Source organism: Serratia entomophila (assembly GCF_021462285.1).
Taxonomy (GTDB): domain Bacteria; phylum Pseudomonadota; class Gammaproteobacteria; order Enterobacterales; family Enterobacteriaceae; genus Serratia; species Serratia entomophila.
Genome location: NZ_CP082787.1, coordinates 4714738 through 4732924, shown reverse-complemented (window position 1 = coordinate 4732924; position 18187 = coordinate 4714738). Strand labels below are relative to the sequence as shown.

The 18187-nt window shown below is 59.9% G+C and carries 13 protein-coding genes and 1 tRNA gene; 13 read left to right on the top strand and 1 reads right to left on the bottom strand.

Translation table 11 applies throughout. From position 1 onward, the window contains the following. Window positions 1-231: 231 nt before the first annotated feature. The 3 genes from bglF to KHA73_RS22640 all read left to right on the top strand — a co-directional run bounded on the left by bglF (window position 232) and on the right by KHA73_RS22640 (window position 5029). The gene (gene bglF, locus KHA73_RS22650; RefSeq protein WP_234586903.1) at window positions 232-2091 is read left to right on the top strand and encodes a PTS beta-glucoside transporter subunit IIABC; all 1860 of its coding nucleotides are present in this window, start codon (window positions 232-234) and stop codon (window positions 2089-2091) included. A gap of 14 nt (window positions 2092-2105) precedes the next feature. Then, window positions 2106-3509 (top strand): glycoside hydrolase family 1 protein, encoded by a 1404-nt coding sequence (locus KHA73_RS22645; RefSeq protein WP_234586901.1) that lies wholly within the window; start codon window positions 2106-2108, stop codon window positions 3507-3509. A 125-nt stretch (window positions 3510-3634) separates the two neighbouring features. Next, entirely contained in the window at window positions 3635-5029 is a 1395-nt protein-coding gene (locus KHA73_RS22640; protein ID WP_234586900.1) for a carbohydrate porin, read from the top strand. Here KHA73_RS22640 and KHA73_RS22635 read toward each other — a convergent pair. Further along, entirely contained in the window at window positions 5026-5625 is a 600-nt protein-coding gene (locus tag KHA73_RS22635) for an HD domain-containing protein (protein ID WP_234586898.1), read from the bottom strand. The two genes, KHA73_RS22640 and KHA73_RS22635, sit on opposite strands and share 4 nt — an antisense overlap. Before the next feature lie 112 nt (window positions 5626-5737). On the opposite strand from KHA73_RS22635, the gene KHA73_RS22630 reads away from it, so the two are divergent. From KHA73_RS22630 to dppB, 10 genes are all read left to right on the top strand, one after another. Next, a complete protein-coding gene (locus tag KHA73_RS22630; protein WP_234586897.1) occupies window positions 5738-6202 on the top strand; it encodes a MarR family winged helix-turn-helix transcriptional regulator in 465 nt (154 codons plus the stop codon). Between the two features lie 159 nt (window positions 6203-6361). Further along, entirely contained in the window at window positions 6362-6787 is a 426-nt protein-coding gene (locus KHA73_RS22625) for an organic hydroperoxide resistance protein (protein WP_004934114.1), read from the top strand. A 226-nt stretch (window positions 6788-7013) separates the two neighbouring features. Continuing rightward, window positions 7014-8708: a kdo(2)-lipid A phosphoethanolamine 7''-transferase gene (gene eptB, locus KHA73_RS22620; RefSeq protein ID WP_234586895.1), complete on the top strand. Its 1695-nt coding sequence runs from the start codon at window positions 7014-7016 to the stop codon at window positions 8706-8708. A gap of 122 nt (window positions 8709-8830) precedes the next feature. Further along, window positions 8831-9421 (top strand): transcriptional regulator UhpA, encoded by a 591-nt coding sequence (gene uhpA, locus KHA73_RS22615; RefSeq protein WP_234586893.1) that lies wholly within the window; start codon window positions 8831-8833, stop codon window positions 9419-9421. Next, window positions 9421-10962, top strand: coding sequence for a signal transduction histidine-protein kinase/phosphatase UhpB (gene uhpB / locus KHA73_RS22610; protein WP_234591369.1), 1542 nt, complete (start codon window positions 9421-9423; stop codon window positions 10960-10962). The genes uhpA and uhpB overlap by 1 nt, the downstream gene beginning before the upstream one ends. A 94-nt stretch (window positions 10963-11056) precedes the next feature. After that, complete coding sequence (gene uhpC, locus KHA73_RS22605; protein ID WP_234586891.1) at window positions 11057-12388, top strand: MFS transporter; 1332 nt, start codon at window positions 11057-11059, stop codon at window positions 12386-12388. 119 nt (window positions 12389-12507) lie between these two features. After that, window positions 12508-12584: transfer RNA gene (locus tag KHA73_RS22600), tRNA-Pro, on the top strand. A gap of 483 nt (window positions 12585-13067) precedes the next feature. Beyond that, the gene (locus KHA73_RS22595; protein ID WP_234586889.1) at window positions 13068-14759 is read left to right on the top strand and encodes a glycosyl hydrolase family 18 protein; all 1692 of its coding nucleotides are present in this window, start codon (window positions 13068-13070) and stop codon (window positions 14757-14759) included. A gap of 632 nt (window positions 14760-15391) precedes the next feature. Continuing rightward, window positions 15392-16999 (top strand): dipeptide ABC transporter periplasmic-binding protein DppA, encoded by a 1608-nt coding sequence (gene dppA / locus KHA73_RS22590; protein ID WP_234586887.1) that lies wholly within the window; start codon window positions 15392-15394, stop codon window positions 16997-16999. A gap of 168 nt (window positions 17000-17167) precedes the next feature. Further along, the gene (gene dppB / locus KHA73_RS22585) at window positions 17168-18187 is read left to right on the top strand and encodes a dipeptide ABC transporter permease DppB (RefSeq protein WP_234586885.1); all 1020 of its coding nucleotides are present in this window, start codon (window positions 17168-17170) and stop codon (window positions 18185-18187) included.

Here is an 18187-nt window from a genome sequence, read left to right as displayed (position 1 = left end):
CGCAATTTGCCGGCGCAAAGCCTTGCCGGGGCGAAAACCTGGGTGGTAACGTCATAACTCAGCCGCTTTAGGGTTGTTACTGCTCCGGCAGGCAAAACCTAAACCTCGCGTTTCTGTTCCCCGAAGGGGCAGAGGCCGCGAGGTTTAGGTTTTTTTTTGCGCTGAATTCCGCCGCGGCGCTTGGCCAGCGCCGGGTGGGATCGGTAGAACGCGGATTTTAAGGATAACCGTATGAAATATGAAGCATTAGCCAGTGAGATTTTGGCCGGCGTCGGTGGCCGCGACAACGTAAAAAGCCTGGTGCACTGCGCCACCCGCCTGCGCTTCAAGCTGCGCGACGATCGCCGCGCCAATGCGGCGGCGCTGAAGAAAAAACCGGGCGTCATCATGGTGGTGGAAAGCGGCGGGCAGTTTCAGGTGGTGGTGGGCAACCACGTGGCGGAGGTGTACCGCGCGGTCAATCAGGTTGGCGGCCTGGGCGAGGGCGACGCGGCGGCGGACGACGCGGACGATAAGCAAGAGAACCTGCTCAGCCGCTTTATCGACGTGGTTTCCGGCATCTTTACCCCGCTGTTGGGGGTGATGGCTGCTTCGGGGGTGCTGAAGGGGCTGCTGGCGCTGAGCCTGGCCTGCGGCTGGCTGCTGGAGAGCGGCGGCACCTTTAAAATGCTGTTCGCCGCCAGCGATGCGCTGTTCTATTTCTTCCCGATCATGCTGGGCTATACCGCCGGGAAAAAGTTTGGCGGCAACCCGTTCGTCACCATGGCGATCGGCGGCGCGCTGACCCATCCGCTGATGATGGCGGCGTTCGAAGCCGCGCAGCAGCCGGGCGCGGCGCGCGAATATTTCTTCGGCATTCCGCTGACCTTCATCAACTACAGCTCGTCGGTGATCCCGATCGTTTTCGCCGCCTGGGTGTCCTGCCGCCTGGAGCCGCTGTTTAACAAGGTGATCCACAGCGCGGTGCGCAATTTCATTACCCCGCTGCTGTGCCTGGTGGTGACCGTGCCGCTGACCTTCCTGCTGATCGGCCCGGCGGCGACCTGGCTGAGCCAGCTGCTGGCGCACGGCTACCAAAGCATCTACGCCTTTAACCCGATCGTCGCCGGCGCCTTTATCGGCGCGATGTGGCAGGTGTGCGTGATCTTCGGCCTGCACTGGGGGCTGGTGCCGCTAATGATCAATAACCTGAGCGTGCTGGGGCGCGACACCATGGTGCCGCTGCTGCTGCCGGCGGTGATGGGGCAGGTGGGCGCCACGCTGGGCGTGATGCTGCGCACCCGCGACGCCAGGCTGCGGGCGCTGTCCGCTTCGGCCCTCGGCGCCGGCATCTTCGGCATCACCGAACCGGCGGTGTACGGCGTCACGCTGCCGAACAAGCGGCCGTTTATCTTCGGCTGCGTCGGCGGCGCGCTGGGCGGCGCGGTGATCGGCTATTTCCATACCTCGGTCTACTCGTTCGGGCTGGTCAATATATTCACCTTTGCGCAGATCATACCCGCCGGCGGCTTCGACGCCACGGTATGGGGCGCGATCGGCGGCACGCTGCTGTCATTCTGCTTCGCCGCGCTGGCCAGCTATCTGTTCGGCGTGAAGCCGGCGGAGGCTGAACCGGCCGGCGCCGAGCCGCTCAACCGTAAAGAACAGATCCTCAGCCCGATCGCCGGCGACATCGTGCCGCTGGAGCAGGTGAAGGATGCGACCTTCGCCAGCGGCCTGCTGGGCAAAGGGGTGGCGATAGCGCCGCAGCAGGGGCGGGTGGTGGCACCGGCCGCGGGCAGCGTGGTGTCGCTGTTCAAAACCAAACACGCCATCGGCATCGAATCGGACGACGGTGCGGAGATCCTGATCCACGTCGGCATCGATACCGTGCGGCTCGACGGGCTGCATTTTACCGCCCACGTGCAGGTCGGCGACCGGGTGGCGCCGGGCGATCTGCTGATTGAGTTTGACCAGGCGGCGATCCATGCCGCCGGCTATGACACCACCACGCCGATCATCGTCAGCAACAGCGATGACTACGTGGACGTGTTGACCAGCGGCCTGTCTCCGGTGCAGGAACGGGCGCCGCTGCTGACTTTATTACGTTAACTGAGGAGCAAGCGATGAACGGCAAATTTCCACACGATTTTCTGTGGGGCGGCGCGGTAGCGGCCAACCAGGTCGAAGGCGCTTATCTGACCGACGGCAAAGGCTTATCGACCTCCGATCTGCAGCCGCAGGGCATCTTCGGCGCCATCACGCCGCGCCATGAGGGCGACAGCGGCATCAAGGACCTGGCGATCGATTTTTATCATCGCTATCCGCAAGATATCGCGTTGTTCGCCGAAATGGGCTTCAAGTGCCTGCGCACCTCGATCGCCTGGGCGCGCATTTTCCCGCAGGGCGACGAAGAGACCCCGAACGAAGCCGGGCTGGCGTTTTACGATCGGCTGTTCGACGAGATGGCGAAATACGGCATTCAGCCGCTGATCACCCTGTCGCACTACGAAATGCCCTATGGCCTGACGCAGAAATACGGCGGCTGGGGCAGCCGCGCGACCATCGGCTTCTTCGAGCGCTATGCGCGCACCGTGTTCGAACGCTATAAGCACAAGGTCAAGCACTGGCTGACCTTCAACGAGATCAACATGTCGCTGCACGCGCCCTTCACCGGCGTCGGCCTGCCGGCAGACAGCGACAAAAGCGCCATCTATCAGGCGATCCACCATCAGCTGGTGGCCAGCGCCAGAGCGGTGAAGGCCTGCCACGAGATCGTGCCGCAGGGCAAAATCGGCAACATGCTGCTGGGCGGCATTCTGTACCCGCTCAGCTGCAAGCCGGAAGATCTGCTGGAAACCCAGCGGCAAAACCGCGACTGGCTGTTCTTCGGCGACGTGCAGGCACGCGGTTATTACCCGGCCTACATGCAGCGCTTCTTCCGCGAAAACGGTATTCAGGTGGCGATCACCGAGGAAGATCGGCAAACGCTGCGCGAAACCATCGACTTCATCTCGTTCAGCTACTACATGAGCGGCTGCGCCACCGCCGACCCGGAGCAGTACGAAACGGCGCGCGGCAACATTCTCGATATGGTGCCGAACCCGCACCTGGCCAGCTCGGAGTGGGGCTGGCAGATAGATCCCGTCGGCCTGCGCTACCTGCTCAACGTGCTGTATGACCGCTACCAGAAACCGCTGTTTATCGTCGAAAACGGCCTGGGCGCCAAGGACCGCGTCGAGGCTGACGGCAGCATCAACGACGACTACCGCATCAACTACCTCAATGACCATCTGGTACAGGTGGCCGAGGCGATCGACGACGGCGTCGAGGTGATGGGCTACACCAGCTGGGGCCCTATCGATCTGGTCAGCGCCTCGAAGGCCGAAATGTCGAAGCGCTACGGCTTTATTTATGTCGACCGCGACGACGCCGGCAACGGCAGCCTGGAACGCCGCCGCAAAAAGAGCTTCTATTGGTACCGCGATGTGATCCACAGCAACGGCAACAGCCTGAAACAGAAAGGCTAACTGGCATAAATCAGCCCGGCGGCAAGCGCCGGGCAATCACCTTGAACCACTGCTGAAAATTATGGGGAATTTCCCCCAGGGAATGCTGTTGCCCGCAATCAGCCATTGTGCGGAGAAATATAATAATGAAATACCCGATACCTAATCCGTTAACCCTGGCGGCGCTCGCGCTGCTGTGCGGCCAGGCGCAGGCCGAAACGCTGCAAACCGCCAAGGACGTCGAGGCGCCAACCGCCAAATGGCAAGGGGTGGCGCTCGGCTTCGAAACGCCGCAGCCTGGGCTGTTGGGCGATATGTTGGGGATCCGGCCGATCCTGGAAGATCACGGCTTTCACTACAACCTCGGCTACCTCAGCCAGCTGTCGTATAACGCCGGCGGCGGTTATAACCACGACAAGCAGGCTTCGTATATCGATCAGTTCTCACTGACCTTCAGCCAGGATCTGCAGGCGCTGACCGGCATGCCGGATGCGGCGATTGAGGGCAATATCGTCAACCGCAACCACGACAACAACCTGACCCGCGATCGTTTGCAGGATCCGCGCGTCGGCTTTACCGATTTGTCGCAGGAGAGCTACGGCGGCCAGTCGATCACTCGCCTGGGTTGGCTGACCTTCAGCCGCAGCTTCCTCGAGCGCCGGCTGCAGTGGCGCATCGGCATGATGAACAAGGTGCAGGATTTCGATCAGATCATCCCCTGCGATTTCCAGACGTTGACGCTGTGCGGCGGCAAGTCCGCCAACTCCATGACCTGGTACAACTGGAACGTGCATTACTGGGGTACCACGCTGCAGTACAAGCTGACCGACGGCCTGACGCTGAAGGGCGGCATTATGGAGCAAAACCCGGATGCGCCCAGCCGCAGCCATGCCTGGAGCGGGTCTACCAGGGGCAGCAAAGGCTTCCTGTTGCCGATGGAGTTGGAGCTGAAAACCCACGCCGTCAACCAGCTGCCGGGGGTGTATAACCTGGGCGTGCTGTTCACCAACGCGCGCCAGAGCGATCTCTATGAAGGGGCGTCCGGCGGGCCGGGTGCCAGCGATCCGCAAGGGTACCGCAGCCATAACCGCACCTGGTTCCTGTATTCCGGTTTCAACCAGCAGGTGACGCGTCATGCCGATGACGCCAACCGCGGCCTGAGCCTGTTCTACAGCCTGGGGCTGGCGGATCGGCGCAGCAACTATATGCACTGGGCCACCTCGACCGGCATTCGCTATCGCGGCCCGTTCGACGCGCGGCCGGACGACTGGCTGGGGTTGGGCGTATCGGTGGTCAAGCTGAGCGACAGCTATCGGGATAACCAGCGCTATATCAACCAGATCAACGGCATCAGCGACTACGGCGATCCAAATTACCGGCCGGTGCCGGGCCGTTCGCTGACCGCGGAGCTGTATTATCGCGTTAACCTCACGCCGTGGCTGCAGCTGCAGCCCGGTTTGCAATACTGGCACCATCCGGCCGGGGTCAGCGAAACCCAGGACGCCTGGGTGACGGCGCTGAAAACCGTGGTGACCTTCTAGGCCGCGTCGTTTTCCCGGTAGCGCTGGCGGGCGTGCTCGAACCAGCTGGCCGGGACGTTATGCGGCGGCTGTTGCAGCCTGGCCAGCCCCTGTTCGACGATGTGGCTGGCCTGGCGCCACAGAGTCGGATCGCCTTCGGTCAGCACTTCCAGCAGCCGCTGTTTTTCGATCAGGTAGGTCTGAGCGAAGTGGCTGTCGAACTCCAGCAGCGAGCGGGTGTTGTCGATAAGATCCGCCAGCTTGATGGTTTTGGCCTGCGGCGAGGCGCTGGCGCTGTGGCGCCGATCGCGGTTCTTGCGTTCGTAGCGGTTGCCGTCGCCGGCGCTGCTGACGTTGGTCAGCATTCCTACCAGTTCCGCCACCTTCGGCCCGAAATGGCTTTCGATATCGCCGAGGGTGGTGGGCGTGTCTTCCACGGTGTCGTGCAGCCAGGCGGCGGCCAGCATCTCTTCGGTGTGCGGCACGCTGCTGACGATTTCCATTACCGCCTGCGGGTGGACGATGTAGGGCGCGTTGCTGTATTTGCGGCGCTGATCGATGGCCGCATGCGCCTTGGTGGCGTAGCGGCGCGCGCGTTCCGCCAGTGTGCTTGTCATATCCATTTCCTCCGCACAGCACCCTGCTGTGGCATCCTCTGCATAGAAAAAATGTAGCACAGCGTTTAAAAAATAGCTTGCGATTACATCGTGCACTACCTATATTCGGAATATGAAAAGTAAAAGCGCCGAACAACCCATTGCGAAAAACATGCTGCAGCTCGATCAGCAGCTGTGTTTTGCCCTGTACTCCGCCAACCTGGCGCTGCATAAGGTGTATCGCAAGCTGCTGAGCCAGCTCGATCTGACCTATCCGCAGTATCTGGTGATGCTGGTGCTGTGGGAGCGGGATGAACTCAGAGTGTCAGACATCGGTGAGCGGCTGTTCCTCGACTCCGCCACGCTCACCCCGCTGCTGAAACGGCTGGAAGCCGCCGGCCTGCTGACGCGCTATCGCGGCACCGCCGACGAGCGGCAGGTGATCATTGCGCTGACGGCCGCCGGCCGCACGCTGCGCGAAAAGGCGCAGGCGGTGCCAGAAGCGGTGATGTGCGCGACCGACTGCAGCCTGGACGAGATAGTCACGCTCAAACAGCAGCTGGAAAAACTGCGCGGCAGCCTGAACGACCAGGTTTGATCCCTCGGCGCCGGACGCAAGATCGGCGCGGGTGGTCTACACTGATTAGACGTGGCGAATATAAGTAGTGTGCGATTTAATCGCGAAAGATAAACCTGTGGTCGGCGCTGCGTGAATGCAGCCGCCGTCATGCCTCCAACCAGCAAGAAGGAATGAACTATGTCCATTGAAAAAGTTGTTTACCGCGCTCATGCAACGGCAACCGGTGGCCGCGACGGCCGTGCGACCTCATCCGACGGCGTGCTGGATGTGAAACTGGGCGTGCCGAAAGAAATGGGCGGCGCCGGTGGCGAAGTCACCAACCCGGAGCAGCTGTTCGCGGCCGGCTATTCGGCCTGCTTCCTCGGCGCGCTGAAGTTTGTCGCGGCGAAAGAAAAGGTCAAAATCCCGGCCGAAGCCAAAATTGACGGCACCGTCGGCATTGGCGAAATCCCTAACGGTTTCGGTATCGAAGTGCAGCTGGACATCAGCCTGCCGGGCATCGAACGCAGCGTGGCGGAAGATCTGGTGAAGAAAGCCCACGTGGTGTGCCCATACTCCAACGCTACCCGCGGCAATATTGACGTCACCCTCAACGTTAAATAACGTTTTTTGCCGATCCCCCGGAAAAATGGAGGGCTGCCCCTCCATTTTATTTTCAATACTCCTCGCCCGCAGTTCACAAAAAATGGTAAAAAATGCCCATTTTGTGAGAATTCTCTTGATTATTGCCCACAAAATAACGCTTATTGCCGTTCGGCTGAACCAGCAGCCGCAATAAATGTCTGACAGATTCAGAACAGCTACACCGTCCCCGGAGCCACCGCGTTACATGAACAAAGTGAAATCGCTATCGCAGCAGAATTTATCGTTATTGTTAGCGATCTATATCGGCATCTTTTTGAACCTTTCCGTTTTTTATCGTCGTTTTGATTCATTTTCGCACGGCATTCAGGGCATTAAGGTTATTTCCGCGGTAACTGAGGTTATCGCCATCGTTCTGTTCACCTTCTTCATCATGCGGCTGGTGTCGCTGGGCGGCCGGCTGTTTTATCGCATCGTCGCCTCGCTGCTGGTGCTGATTTCGGTTGCCGCCAGCTATTACATGACGTTCTTCAACGTGGTGATCGGCTACGGCATCGTGGTGTCGGTGATGACCACCGATATCGATCTCTCCAAAGAGGTCATCGGCCTGCATTTCTTCCTGTGGATGGCGGTGGTCAGCGCCTTGCCGTTGCTGTTTATCTGGAAGAACAACCTGCGTTACACGCTGATTGAACAGCTGAAAACCCCCGGCCACCGCCTGAAGCCGCTGCTGGTGCTGCTGGCGGTGGTGGCGCTGGTCTGGCTGCCGCTGCGCATGCTGGACAACGAGCAGAGCGCGCAGGAAAAAATCACCAACGTCGATTTGCCGAGCTACGGCGGCGTGGTGGCGCACTCTTATCTGCCGTCCAACTGGCTGTCGGCGCTGGGGCTGTTCGCCTACACCCGCTATGACGAGAGCCAGGATCAGGCCAACATGTTCGATCCGGGCAAGAGTTTCACCTATGTGCCGCCGGCGGATATCGACGACACCTACGTGGTGTTCATCATCGGCGAGACCACGCGTTGGGATCACATGGGCATGCTGGGTTACGATCGCGACACCACGCCGCGGCTGTCGAAAGAGAAGAACCTGGTGGCGTTCCGCGGTGAATCCTGCGATACCGCCACCAAGCTGTCGCTGCGCTGCATGTTCGTGCGCGAGGGCGGCACCGCCGACAACCCGCAGCGCACGCTGAAAGAACAAAACGTGTTTGCGGTGATGAAGGATTTGGGCTTCACCTCTGAACTGTTCGCCATGCAGAGCGAGGTGTGGTTCTACAACAACACCGAAGTGGACAACTATTCGTTCCGCGAGATGATCGCCTCCGAGAAGCGCAACGACGGTAAATCCGTCGACGATATGCTGCTGGTGGACGAAATGAAGGAGTCGCTGGCGCGCTACCCGCGCGGTAAGCATCTGGTGATCCTGCATACCAAAGGCTCGCACTACCTGTACTCCCAGCGCTACCCGCGCAGCTATGCGCGCTATCAGCCGGAATGCATGGGGGTGGACGACTTCTGCTCCAAGGAGCAGTTGATTAACGCCTTCGATAACTCGGTGCTGTATACCGACAGCTTTATCGCCAACGTGATCGACCAGGTGCGCGATAAGAAGGCGATCCTGTTCTATTCGTCCGACCACGGCGAATCTATCGGCGAGAACTCGCACCTGCACGGCACGCCGCGCGAAATGGCGCCGGCTGAGCAGTTCCGCGTGCCAATGATGGTGTGGGCGTCGGACAAGTTCCTGGAAGATCCGCAGCACCTCAGCGCCTTTGAACAGCTGCAGGCGCAGCAGCGCGTCGGCAAGACCCACCGTCACGTCGAGCTGTTCGACACTATCCTCGGTTGCCTCGGCTATACCTCGCCGGACGGCGGCATCGTCGACAAAAACAACTGGTGCCATATCCCGCAGGATAAAGCGGCGCCGGACAAGCTGTAATTTTCCCCCTGCCGGGCGTACCCGACGCCCGGCAATTCGCGCGAATACATTCCCTCCATCAATTAATCCGGCGCGTGCATGCGGTATACTTGCGCACTTTCCCCCTCAGACCGGAGATTTCCATGACCCTGCGCGTGGCGTTTATTGACGATCATGACATTGTGCGTTCGGGCTTTGTGCAGCTGCTGTCGCTGGAAGCGGACATCCAGGTGGTGGGCGAATTCAGCAGCGCGGCCCAGGCGCGCGCCGGTTTGCCTGGGCTGGAGGCGGAGATCTGCATTTGCGATATTTCGATGCCGGACGGCAGCGGGCTGGATCTGCTGGCGGACATTCCCTCCGGCATCCGCGTGGTGATGCTGTCGATGCATGACAACCCCGCGCTGGTGGAAATGGCGCTGGAGCGCGGCGCCAGCGGTTTTCTTTCCAAGCGCTGCAAGCCGGAAGATTTGATCACCGCAGTGCGTACCGTCGCCGGCGGCGGCGTGTACCTGATGCCGGAAATCGCCCAGCAGCTGGCGCGGGTGAAGGTGGATCCGCTGACCCGCCGCGAACGCGAAGTCGCGCTGCTGCTGGCGCAAGGGCAGGAGGTGCGGGAGATTGCCGCCGCGTTGGGGCTGTCGCCAAAGACGGTGCACGTGCATCGCGCCAACCTGTTCGCCAAACTGGGCATCAATAACAATGTCGAGCTGGCGAAGCGGGTGCTCAGCCTGTGATGCAGCGCCTGATCACCCAGCTGGCGCTGTTTTTCATCTACGCCACCAGCGCCTTTTGCCTGTGGGGTGTCGGCACCGCGCTGATCGACCCGCCGTGGCAGGCGCTGCTGCTGTTCCCGTTCGGTCTGCGGATGGGCATTTTGCTGCAAAGCCCGCACCGCTTCTGGCCGGGCATCCTGTTGGCCGACCTGCTGCTGATGCTGCTGCTGGCCGATCAGTTCGGCTACGGCCCGGCGCTGTGGGCCTCCGTGGCGGTGCTGGCGCTGACGGTGCTGCTCAGCCTGCTGGCTTCGCCCTGGCTGCTGCGCCACCAACAAAGCGACAGCGAATGGCGCTGGCCGCTGCTGCAGGGGGCGGTAGTGGCGGTGGCGGCGGCGCTGCAGGCGCTGGTGTGGCAGCTGGTGAGCGGCGACGGCGCGCGGGTGCTGCTGCTGGGCCTGGCGGGCGGGTTCACCATTGCGCCGACCTGCCTGTTGTTGTGGCACTATCTGGCGCGCCAGATTTGGGTGCCGCTGGAGCCGGGCCTGATCCATAAGCCGGTGACGCTGCGCCTGCGCCATCTGGCCAGCTATTTGCTGCTGTTTGCGCTCAGCATCTGGCTGCAGCAGCAGGTCAACGTCGCCGAGCTGCGCCGCTTTGCGCCTTTCTGCCTGGCTATCCCAATCGTTTTCATGTCCTACCGTTACGGCTGGCAGGGCGCGCTGCTGGCGACCCTGCTCAACGGCGTCGTGCTGGTGGCCAACGAGCCGCCGCAGCCGGATTCGCACCGCGATCTGCTGCTTTCGCTGCTGGCCCAGAGCCTGACCGGCCTGCTGCTCGGCGCCGGCATTCAGCGGCAGCGCGAACTCAACCAGCAGCTGCGGCTGCGCTTGGCGGAGAACCGCCAACTGGCGCGCGCGCTGGTGACGGCGGAGGAGCAAACTCGCCGCAGCGTAGCGCGCGAGCTGCACGATGAGGTCGGCCAGACCATTACCGTGATCCGCACCCAGGCCAGCATCGTGAAGCGCCTGGCGCCGGAGCCGCGGGTGGTGGGCTGCGCCGAGACCATCGACGCGCTGGCGCTGCGGGTCTATGACGGCGTGCACGACGTGCTGACCCAGCTGTGGCCGGCCGCGCTGAATAATCTGCCGCTGTCGGCGGCGGTGGCGGCGATGCTGCGCGAATCGCTGCCGCAGGACGCTTCGTTGGTGAGCAGCATGCAGTGGCGGGTGCCGGACGAGGTGCTGGACGAGACGCTGAAGATCACGCTGTACCGGGTGTGCCAGGAGGGGGTGACCAACGTCTGCCGCCACGCCGGCGCCAGCCGGATTGAGCTGGATGCGCGGCTGGACAAGCGCAAAGGCCGGCCGCCGCAGATTGCCCTGACCATCCGCGACAACGGCGTGGGCGTCGATTTGGCCACCCATGAGCCGGGCTACGGCCTGCGCGGCATGCAGGAGCGTATCAGCGCGCTGGGCGGCAGCCTGCGCTTGACCTCCGGGCAGGGTGCCTGCCTGAGTGTGATCTTACCCACAGTTTCACCGGAGGGAGGGCAAAACTAGGAAAATGTCCTAGCCGCGCCGGGAATCCGGCGTAAGCCATTGGCACGCGCGCGCAGCATGATAGCGGCACTTTTCTCATTCTCTGAGGTTTCACATGTGGTCTTTCCTTAAAAGCCGCCCGGATGCGCCGCAGGTTACCGATCAAAAACAGATCGACGCCAGCTATAAATACTGGCGTATCCAACTGATGTGGACGATGTACATCGGCTATGCCGCGTTTTACTTCACGCGTAAAAGCTTCAACTTCATCATGCCGGCGATGCTGAGCGATCTGGGCCTGACGATGTCCGACGTCGGTATTCTCGGTACGCTGTTCTACATCACCTACGGCTGTTCGAAGTTTATCTCCGGCATGATCAGCGATCGCTCTAACCCGCGCTATTTTATGGGGCTGGGCCTGATCATGACCGGGGTGCTGAATATCTTCTTCGGCCTCAGTTCGTCGCTGCTGATGCTGGGCACGCTGTGGATCCTCAACGCCTTCTTCCAGGGTTGGGGCTGGCCGCCGTGCTCCAAAATCCTCACCAGCTGGTACTCGCGCTCCGAACGCGGCGGCTGGTGGGCCGTCTGGAACACCTCGCACAACTTTGGCGGCGCGCTGATCCCGCTGCTGGTGGGCTTTATCTCGCTGCATTTCAGCTGGCGCTACGGCATGATCATCCCGGGCATCATCGGCGTGGCGCTGGGCCTGCTGATGTGCTGGCGCCTGCGTGACAAGCCGTCCACCATGGGGCTGCCGAGCGTCGGCAAATGGCGCAACGACGCCATGGAGCTGGTGCAGGAATCGGAAGGCCAGGGGCTGACCAACCGCCAAATCATCAAACGCTACGTGCTGACCAACAAGTACATCTGGCTGCTGGCGGTATCCTATGTGCTGGTGTATATCGTGCGCACCGCGATCAACGACTGGGGCAACCTGTATCTGACGCAGGAAAAAGGCTACTCGCTGATGACCGCCAACTCGGCCATCTCGCTGTTTGAGGTGGGCGGCTTTATCGGTTCTCTGGTGGCCGGCTGGGGCTCCGACAAGCTGTTCCGCGGCAACCGCGGCCCGATGAACCTGATCTTCGCCATCGGCATCTTCCTGTCGGTTGCGGCGCTGTGGATCATGCCGGGCTTCAGCTACCTGCTGCAGGCCGCCTGCTTCTTCGCCATCGGCTTCTTTATCTTCGGCCCGCAGATGCTGATCGGCATGGCGGCGGCGGAATGTTCGCATAAAGATGCGGCCGGGGCGGCCACCGGCTTCGTCGGCCTGTTCGCTTACCTGGGGGCGGCGCTGTCCGGCTACCCGATCGCCCGGGTGATGGAGGTGTGGCACTGGAACGGCTTCTTCGTGGTGATTTCCATCGCCGCCTGCCTGTCGGCGCTGTTCCTGCTGCCGTTCCTGCGCGCCCAGTCGCCGGCGTTGAAAACCGCCAAAGCCTGAGTAAACTGCGCTGCGCAACCCCGGCGCAGCGCATTATGGCGCTTTTATCAGCACTTGAAACGCCGGGGCGAAAAAGTGATTGACGCCTATAACCGCCAGCAGTAAGATGCGCCCCGCATCGGCGAGTAGCGCAGCTTGGTAGCGCAACTGGTTTGGGACCAGTGGGTCGGAGGTTCGAATCCTCTCTCGCCGACCACATTCGAAAAACCTGCTTTTTAAAGCAGGTTTTTTTTCGCCTGCAGTTTATGAGGATGAGCACCTCCGAAGGAGGTTTGAGTCTCGCCGACCACATTCAAAGAAATCGACGAAAGTCGGTTTTTTTTCGCCTGCAGATTGCGTTTGCCTCATTCCTCCTGGAAATCGCCCCCTTGTTGAAATATATTTATCCTTCCTCATTAATGAATTCACTTTCCTTATTTATCCTGTCTTCTTATTTTTATATTTAAATAAATTCATTGTTGAACAATAAAACCCGGTTGATGGTGCTCTTGTTTTAACCGAGCTTTTATCTATAGTCTGAGTACACGAAACGGGAATGATTAATTTCCGTGGCGTGGAAAAACGAACGGTCATTTATTCACTTTAATCTTGCCGGATTATTGCGGGATTATTTTATCCGGTAGTGAGCGGCGATGATTAAAGCTTTTACGTTTATCCTCTCGGAATAAAGGAATCAGTTATGCGCAAATTTAATAAACCGCTGTTGGCGTTGCTGATCGGCAGCACGCTGTGTTCTGCGGCGCAGGCCGCCGCACCGGGCAAGCCGACGCTGGCCTGGGGCAATACCAAGTTCGCCATCGTGGAAGTCGATCAGGCGGCTACCGCCTATAACAATTTGGTGAAGGTAAAAAATGCCGCCGACGTTTCGGTTTCCTGGAATTTATGGAATGGCGATACCGGCACCACGGCAAAAGTATTATTAAACGGCAAAGAAGTGTGGAGCGGCGCCTCGCCCGGCGCTTCCGGCACGGCTAATTTTAAAGTGAATAAAGGCGGCCGTTATCAAATGCAGGTGGCGTTATGCAATGCCGACGGCTGTACCGCCAGCGACGCGACCGAAATTGTGGTCGCCGATACCGACGGCAGCCATTTGGCGCCGTTAAAAGAGCCGCTGTTGGAAAAGAATAAGCCCTATAAGCAAGACTCCGGCAAAGTCGTCGGTTCCTATTTTGTGGAGTGGGGCGTGTACGGCCGTAATTTCACCGTCGATAAGATCCCGGCGCAGAACCTGACGCACCTGCTGTACGGCTTTATCCCGATCTGCGGCGGCGACGGCATCAACGACAGCCTGAAAGAGATCGAGGGCAGCTTCCAGGCGCTGCAGCGTTCCTGCCAGGGCCGTGAAGACTTCAAAGTGTCGATCCACGATCCTTTCGCGGCGCTGCAGAAAGGCCAAAAAGGCGTGACCGCCTGGGACGACCCCTACAAGGGCAACTTCGGCCAGCTGATGGCGCTGAAACAGGCGCGGCCCGACCTGAAAATCCTGCCGTCGATCGGCGGCTGGACCCTGTCCGACCCGTTCTTCTTCATGGGCGACAAGGCGAAGCGCGACCGTTTCGTCGGTTCGGTGAAGGAGTTCCTGCAGACCTGGAAATTCTTTGACGGCGTGGACATCGACTGGGAATTCCCGGGCGGCCAGGGCGCCAACCCGAAACTGGGCAGCGCGCAGGATGGGGCGACCTACGTGCAACTGATGAAAGAGCTGCGGGCGATGCTGGATCAGCTGTCGGCGGAAACCGGCCGTAAGTATGAGCTGACCTCCGCCATCAGCGCCGGCAAAGACAAAATCGACAAGGTGGACTACAACACCGCGCAGAACTCGATGGACCACATCTTCCTGATGAGCTACGACTTCTACGGCGCCTTCGATTTGAAGAACCTGGGGCATCAGACCGCGCTGAAGGCGCCGTCCTGGAAGCCGGACACCGCCTACACCACGGTGAACGGCGTCAACGCGCTGCTGGCGCAGGGCGTGAAGCCGGGCAAGATCGTGGTCGGCACCGCCATGTACGGCCGCGGCTGGACCGGCGTGAACGGTTACCAGAACAACATTCCGTTCACCGGCACCGCCACCGGGCCGGTTAAAGGCACCTGGGAGAACGGCATCGTGGATTATCGCCAAATCGCCAACGAGTTTATGAGCGGCGAATGGCAGTACAGCTACGACGCCACGGCGGAAGCGCCCTACGTGTTCAAACCTTCTACCGGCGACCTGATCACCTTCGACGATGCGCGTTCAGTGCAGGCCAAGGGCAAGTATGTGTTGGACAAACAGCTGGGCGGCCTGTTCTCCTGGGAAATTGACGCCGACAACGGCGATATTCTCAACAATATGAACACCAGCCTGGGCAACAGCGCCGGCGTTCAATAATCGGTTGCAGCACCTTGCCGGGGGATATCCTTTCGCCCCCGGCTTTTTCTCCGCCGAAAGTTCTTTCACGCCGCACAGATTGTGTTGAGGCGACGATCGAAATTAGCCCAAAAGGCTCACTCTTTTGGGTAATGAGTCAGCATTTCCTCCTGTCTTTTACGGCGATCACAAAAATAACCGTTCAGATATTCATCATTCAGCAACAAACTTTTTTAGTTTTTTAGCGGAGTTAAAAACCAGTAAATTTCTGTTGGTCAGACCATTGAGCTGAAAATGACCGCTTAGCATAAATTTTAATGCTGTAACTGTTAAGAAAACGTTTTTTTTATGTTTGTTTGCTGTTTCTCACAGTCTGCGTAAATCCCCACTGGTTATATTGACGACACCCCAAACAGTTGGCAATTTGATAGCCTCAGGGGCAAGAGCGAGAGCAGTTTGAGTGAATTCCACGCGCTCAGACGTCCCCGCTGCGATGCGTTCCATCCGGCGTTCTCGCGCCATTGCCCCTTCTGCCTTCGGGCGCCCGACTGCACAGGCCGCGCAATAAAAAATATAGGGTTCTGGCAGTCACTACCCATGGCTTTCAAGGCGCAGGGTATACACACATCACATCACACAATGGAGCACTAACGATGACAAGTTCCTTGGGTAAATCAGGGATTCTGAAATTCGGTATTGGGCTGGTAGCGTTGACCGTGGCGGCCAGCGTGCAGGCCAAGACCTTGGTCTACTGTTCTGAAGGGTCCCCGGAAGGGTTCAACCCGCAGCTGTTCACCTCGGGCACCACCTATGACGCCAGCTCGGTGCCGATCTACAACCGTCTGGTCGAGTTCAAAATCGGCACCACCGAACTGCAGCCGGGCCTGGCTGAAAAGTGGGACGTCAGCGAAGACGGCAAAACCTACACCTTCCACCTGCGCAAGGGCGTGAAGTGGCAGGGCAGCAAAGATTTCAAACCGACCCGTGATTTCAACGCCGACGACGTGGTGTTCTCGTTCGAACGCCAGCTGGATCCGAACAATGCCTACCACAAAGTCTCCGGCGGCAGCTACGAGTACTTTGAAGGCATGGACATGCCGAAGCTGATCGCCAAAGTCGAGAAGGTGGACGACAACACCGTGCGCTTCGTGCTGAACCGCCCGGAAGCGCCGTTCCTGGCTGACCTGGGCATGGACTTCGCTTCCATCCTGTCCGCCGAATACGCCGACGTGATGATGAAGGCCGGCACCCCGGAGAAAGTGGACCTGAACCCAATCGGCACCGGTCCGTTCCAACTGCTGCAATACCAGAAAGATTCCAAGATCCTCTACAAGGCGTTTGACGGTTTCTGGGGCACCAAGCCGAAGATCGATCGCCTGGTGTTCTCCATCACGCCGGACGCCTCGGTGCGTTACGCCAAGCTGCAGAAAAACGAATGCCAGGTGATGCCGTTCCCGAACCCGGCCGATATCGCCCGCATGAAGCAGGACAAAACCATCAACCTGATGGAGCAGCCGGGGCTGAACGTGGGTTACCTGTCGTTCAACACCGAGAAAAAACCGCTGGATAACCTGAAGGTGCGTCAGGCGTTGACCATGGCGGTCAACAAACAGGCGATCATCGACGCGGTGTATCAGGGTGCGGGCCAGGCGGCCAAGAACCTGATCCCGCCGACCATGTGGGGCTATAACGACGCGGTGCAGGATTACGCCTACGATCCGGCCAAGGCCAAAGCGCTGCTGAAAGAAGCGGGCATGGCCGACGGCTTCACTATCGATCTGTGGGCGATGCCGGTACAACGCCCGTACAACCCGAACGCGCGCCGCATGGCCGAGATGATTCAGTCCGACTGGGCCAAGATTGGCGTGAAAGCCAAAATCGTGACCTACGAGTGGGGTGAATACCTCAAGCGCGCCAAGGCGGGCGAACATCAGACGGTGATGATGGGCTGGACCGGCGACAACGGGGATCCGGATAACTTCTTCGCCACGCTGTTCAGCTGCGCCGCGGCGAAAGACGGCTCGAACTACTCCCGCTGGTGCTACAAGCCGTTTGAAGACCTGATTCAACCGGCGCGCGCCGAATCCAACCACGACAAACGCATCGAACTGTACAAACAGGCTCAGGTGGTGATGCACGATCAGGCTCCGGCGCTGATTGTCGCTCACTCCACCGTTTACGAACCTGTTCGTAAGGAAGTGAAGGGCTACGTTGTGGATCCGCTTGGTAAGCATCACTTTGAGAACGTCTCTTTAGATTAATTCTGGCCGGCCTGGCCGGGGATGCACGAATGGACTCGCAGGGGCGCAACATGTTGCGCTCCTGCTGACCAGTCTCCGGCGTATGGCGGCAGAAGGTTCAAAGTGTGTGAGCTTTAATAAGCCTGGCGGACGATGAGCTGCCGGGCATTGATACAGAGAGTTCGGGATATGTTGCAGTTCATACTCCGACGTTTGGGGTTAGTTATCCCAACGTTTATCGGCATAACGTTGCTGACTTTTGCATTCGTCCATATGATCCCCGGCGACCCGGTGACCATCATGGCCGGGGAACGCGGGATCTCCGCAGAACGCCACGCGCAGTTGATGGCGGAGATGGGGCTGGATAAACCGCTCTATCAACAATACTTCACTTACGTATCCAACGTGCTGCACGGCGATTTGGGTACCTCCCTCAAGAGCCGCATTTCCGTGTGGGCCGAGTTTGTGCCGCGCTTCAAGGCGACGCTGGAACTGGGTTTTTGCGCCATGATCTTCGCGGTGCTGGTCGGCATACCCGTCGGGGTGCTGGCGGCGGTCAAACGCGGCTCGATATTCGATCACACCGCGGTGGGCATTTCGCTGACCGGCTATTCGATGCCGATTTTCTGGTGGGGCATGATGCTGATCATGCTGGTGTCGGTGCAGCTTAACCTGACGCCGGTGTCGGGGCGGGTCAGCGATACGGTGTTCCTGGACGATACCCTGCCGCTGACCGGCTTTATGCTGATCGACACCCTGATCTGGGGCGAGCCGGGCGATTTCGCCGACGCGGTGATGCACATGATCCTGCCGGCCATCGTGCTGGGCACCATTCCGCTGGCGGTGATCGTGCGCATGACCCGTTCCTCGATGCTGGAGGTGCTGGGCGAAGATTACATCCGCACCGCGCGCGCCAAGGGCGTGAGCCGCATGCGGGTGATCGTGGTGCATGCGCTGCGCAACGCGCTGTTGCCGGTGGTGACGGTGATCGGCCTGCAGGTCGGCACCATGCTGGCCGGCGCCATCCTGACCGAAACCATTTTCTCCTGGCCGGGCCTGGGGCGCTGGCTGATGGATGCGCTGCAACGCCGTGATTACCCGGTGGTGCAGGGCGGGGTGTTGCTGGTCGCCTGTATGATCATTCTGGTTAACCTGCTGGTAGACGTGCTCTACGGCGTGGTCAACCCGCGTATTCGCCACAAGAAATAA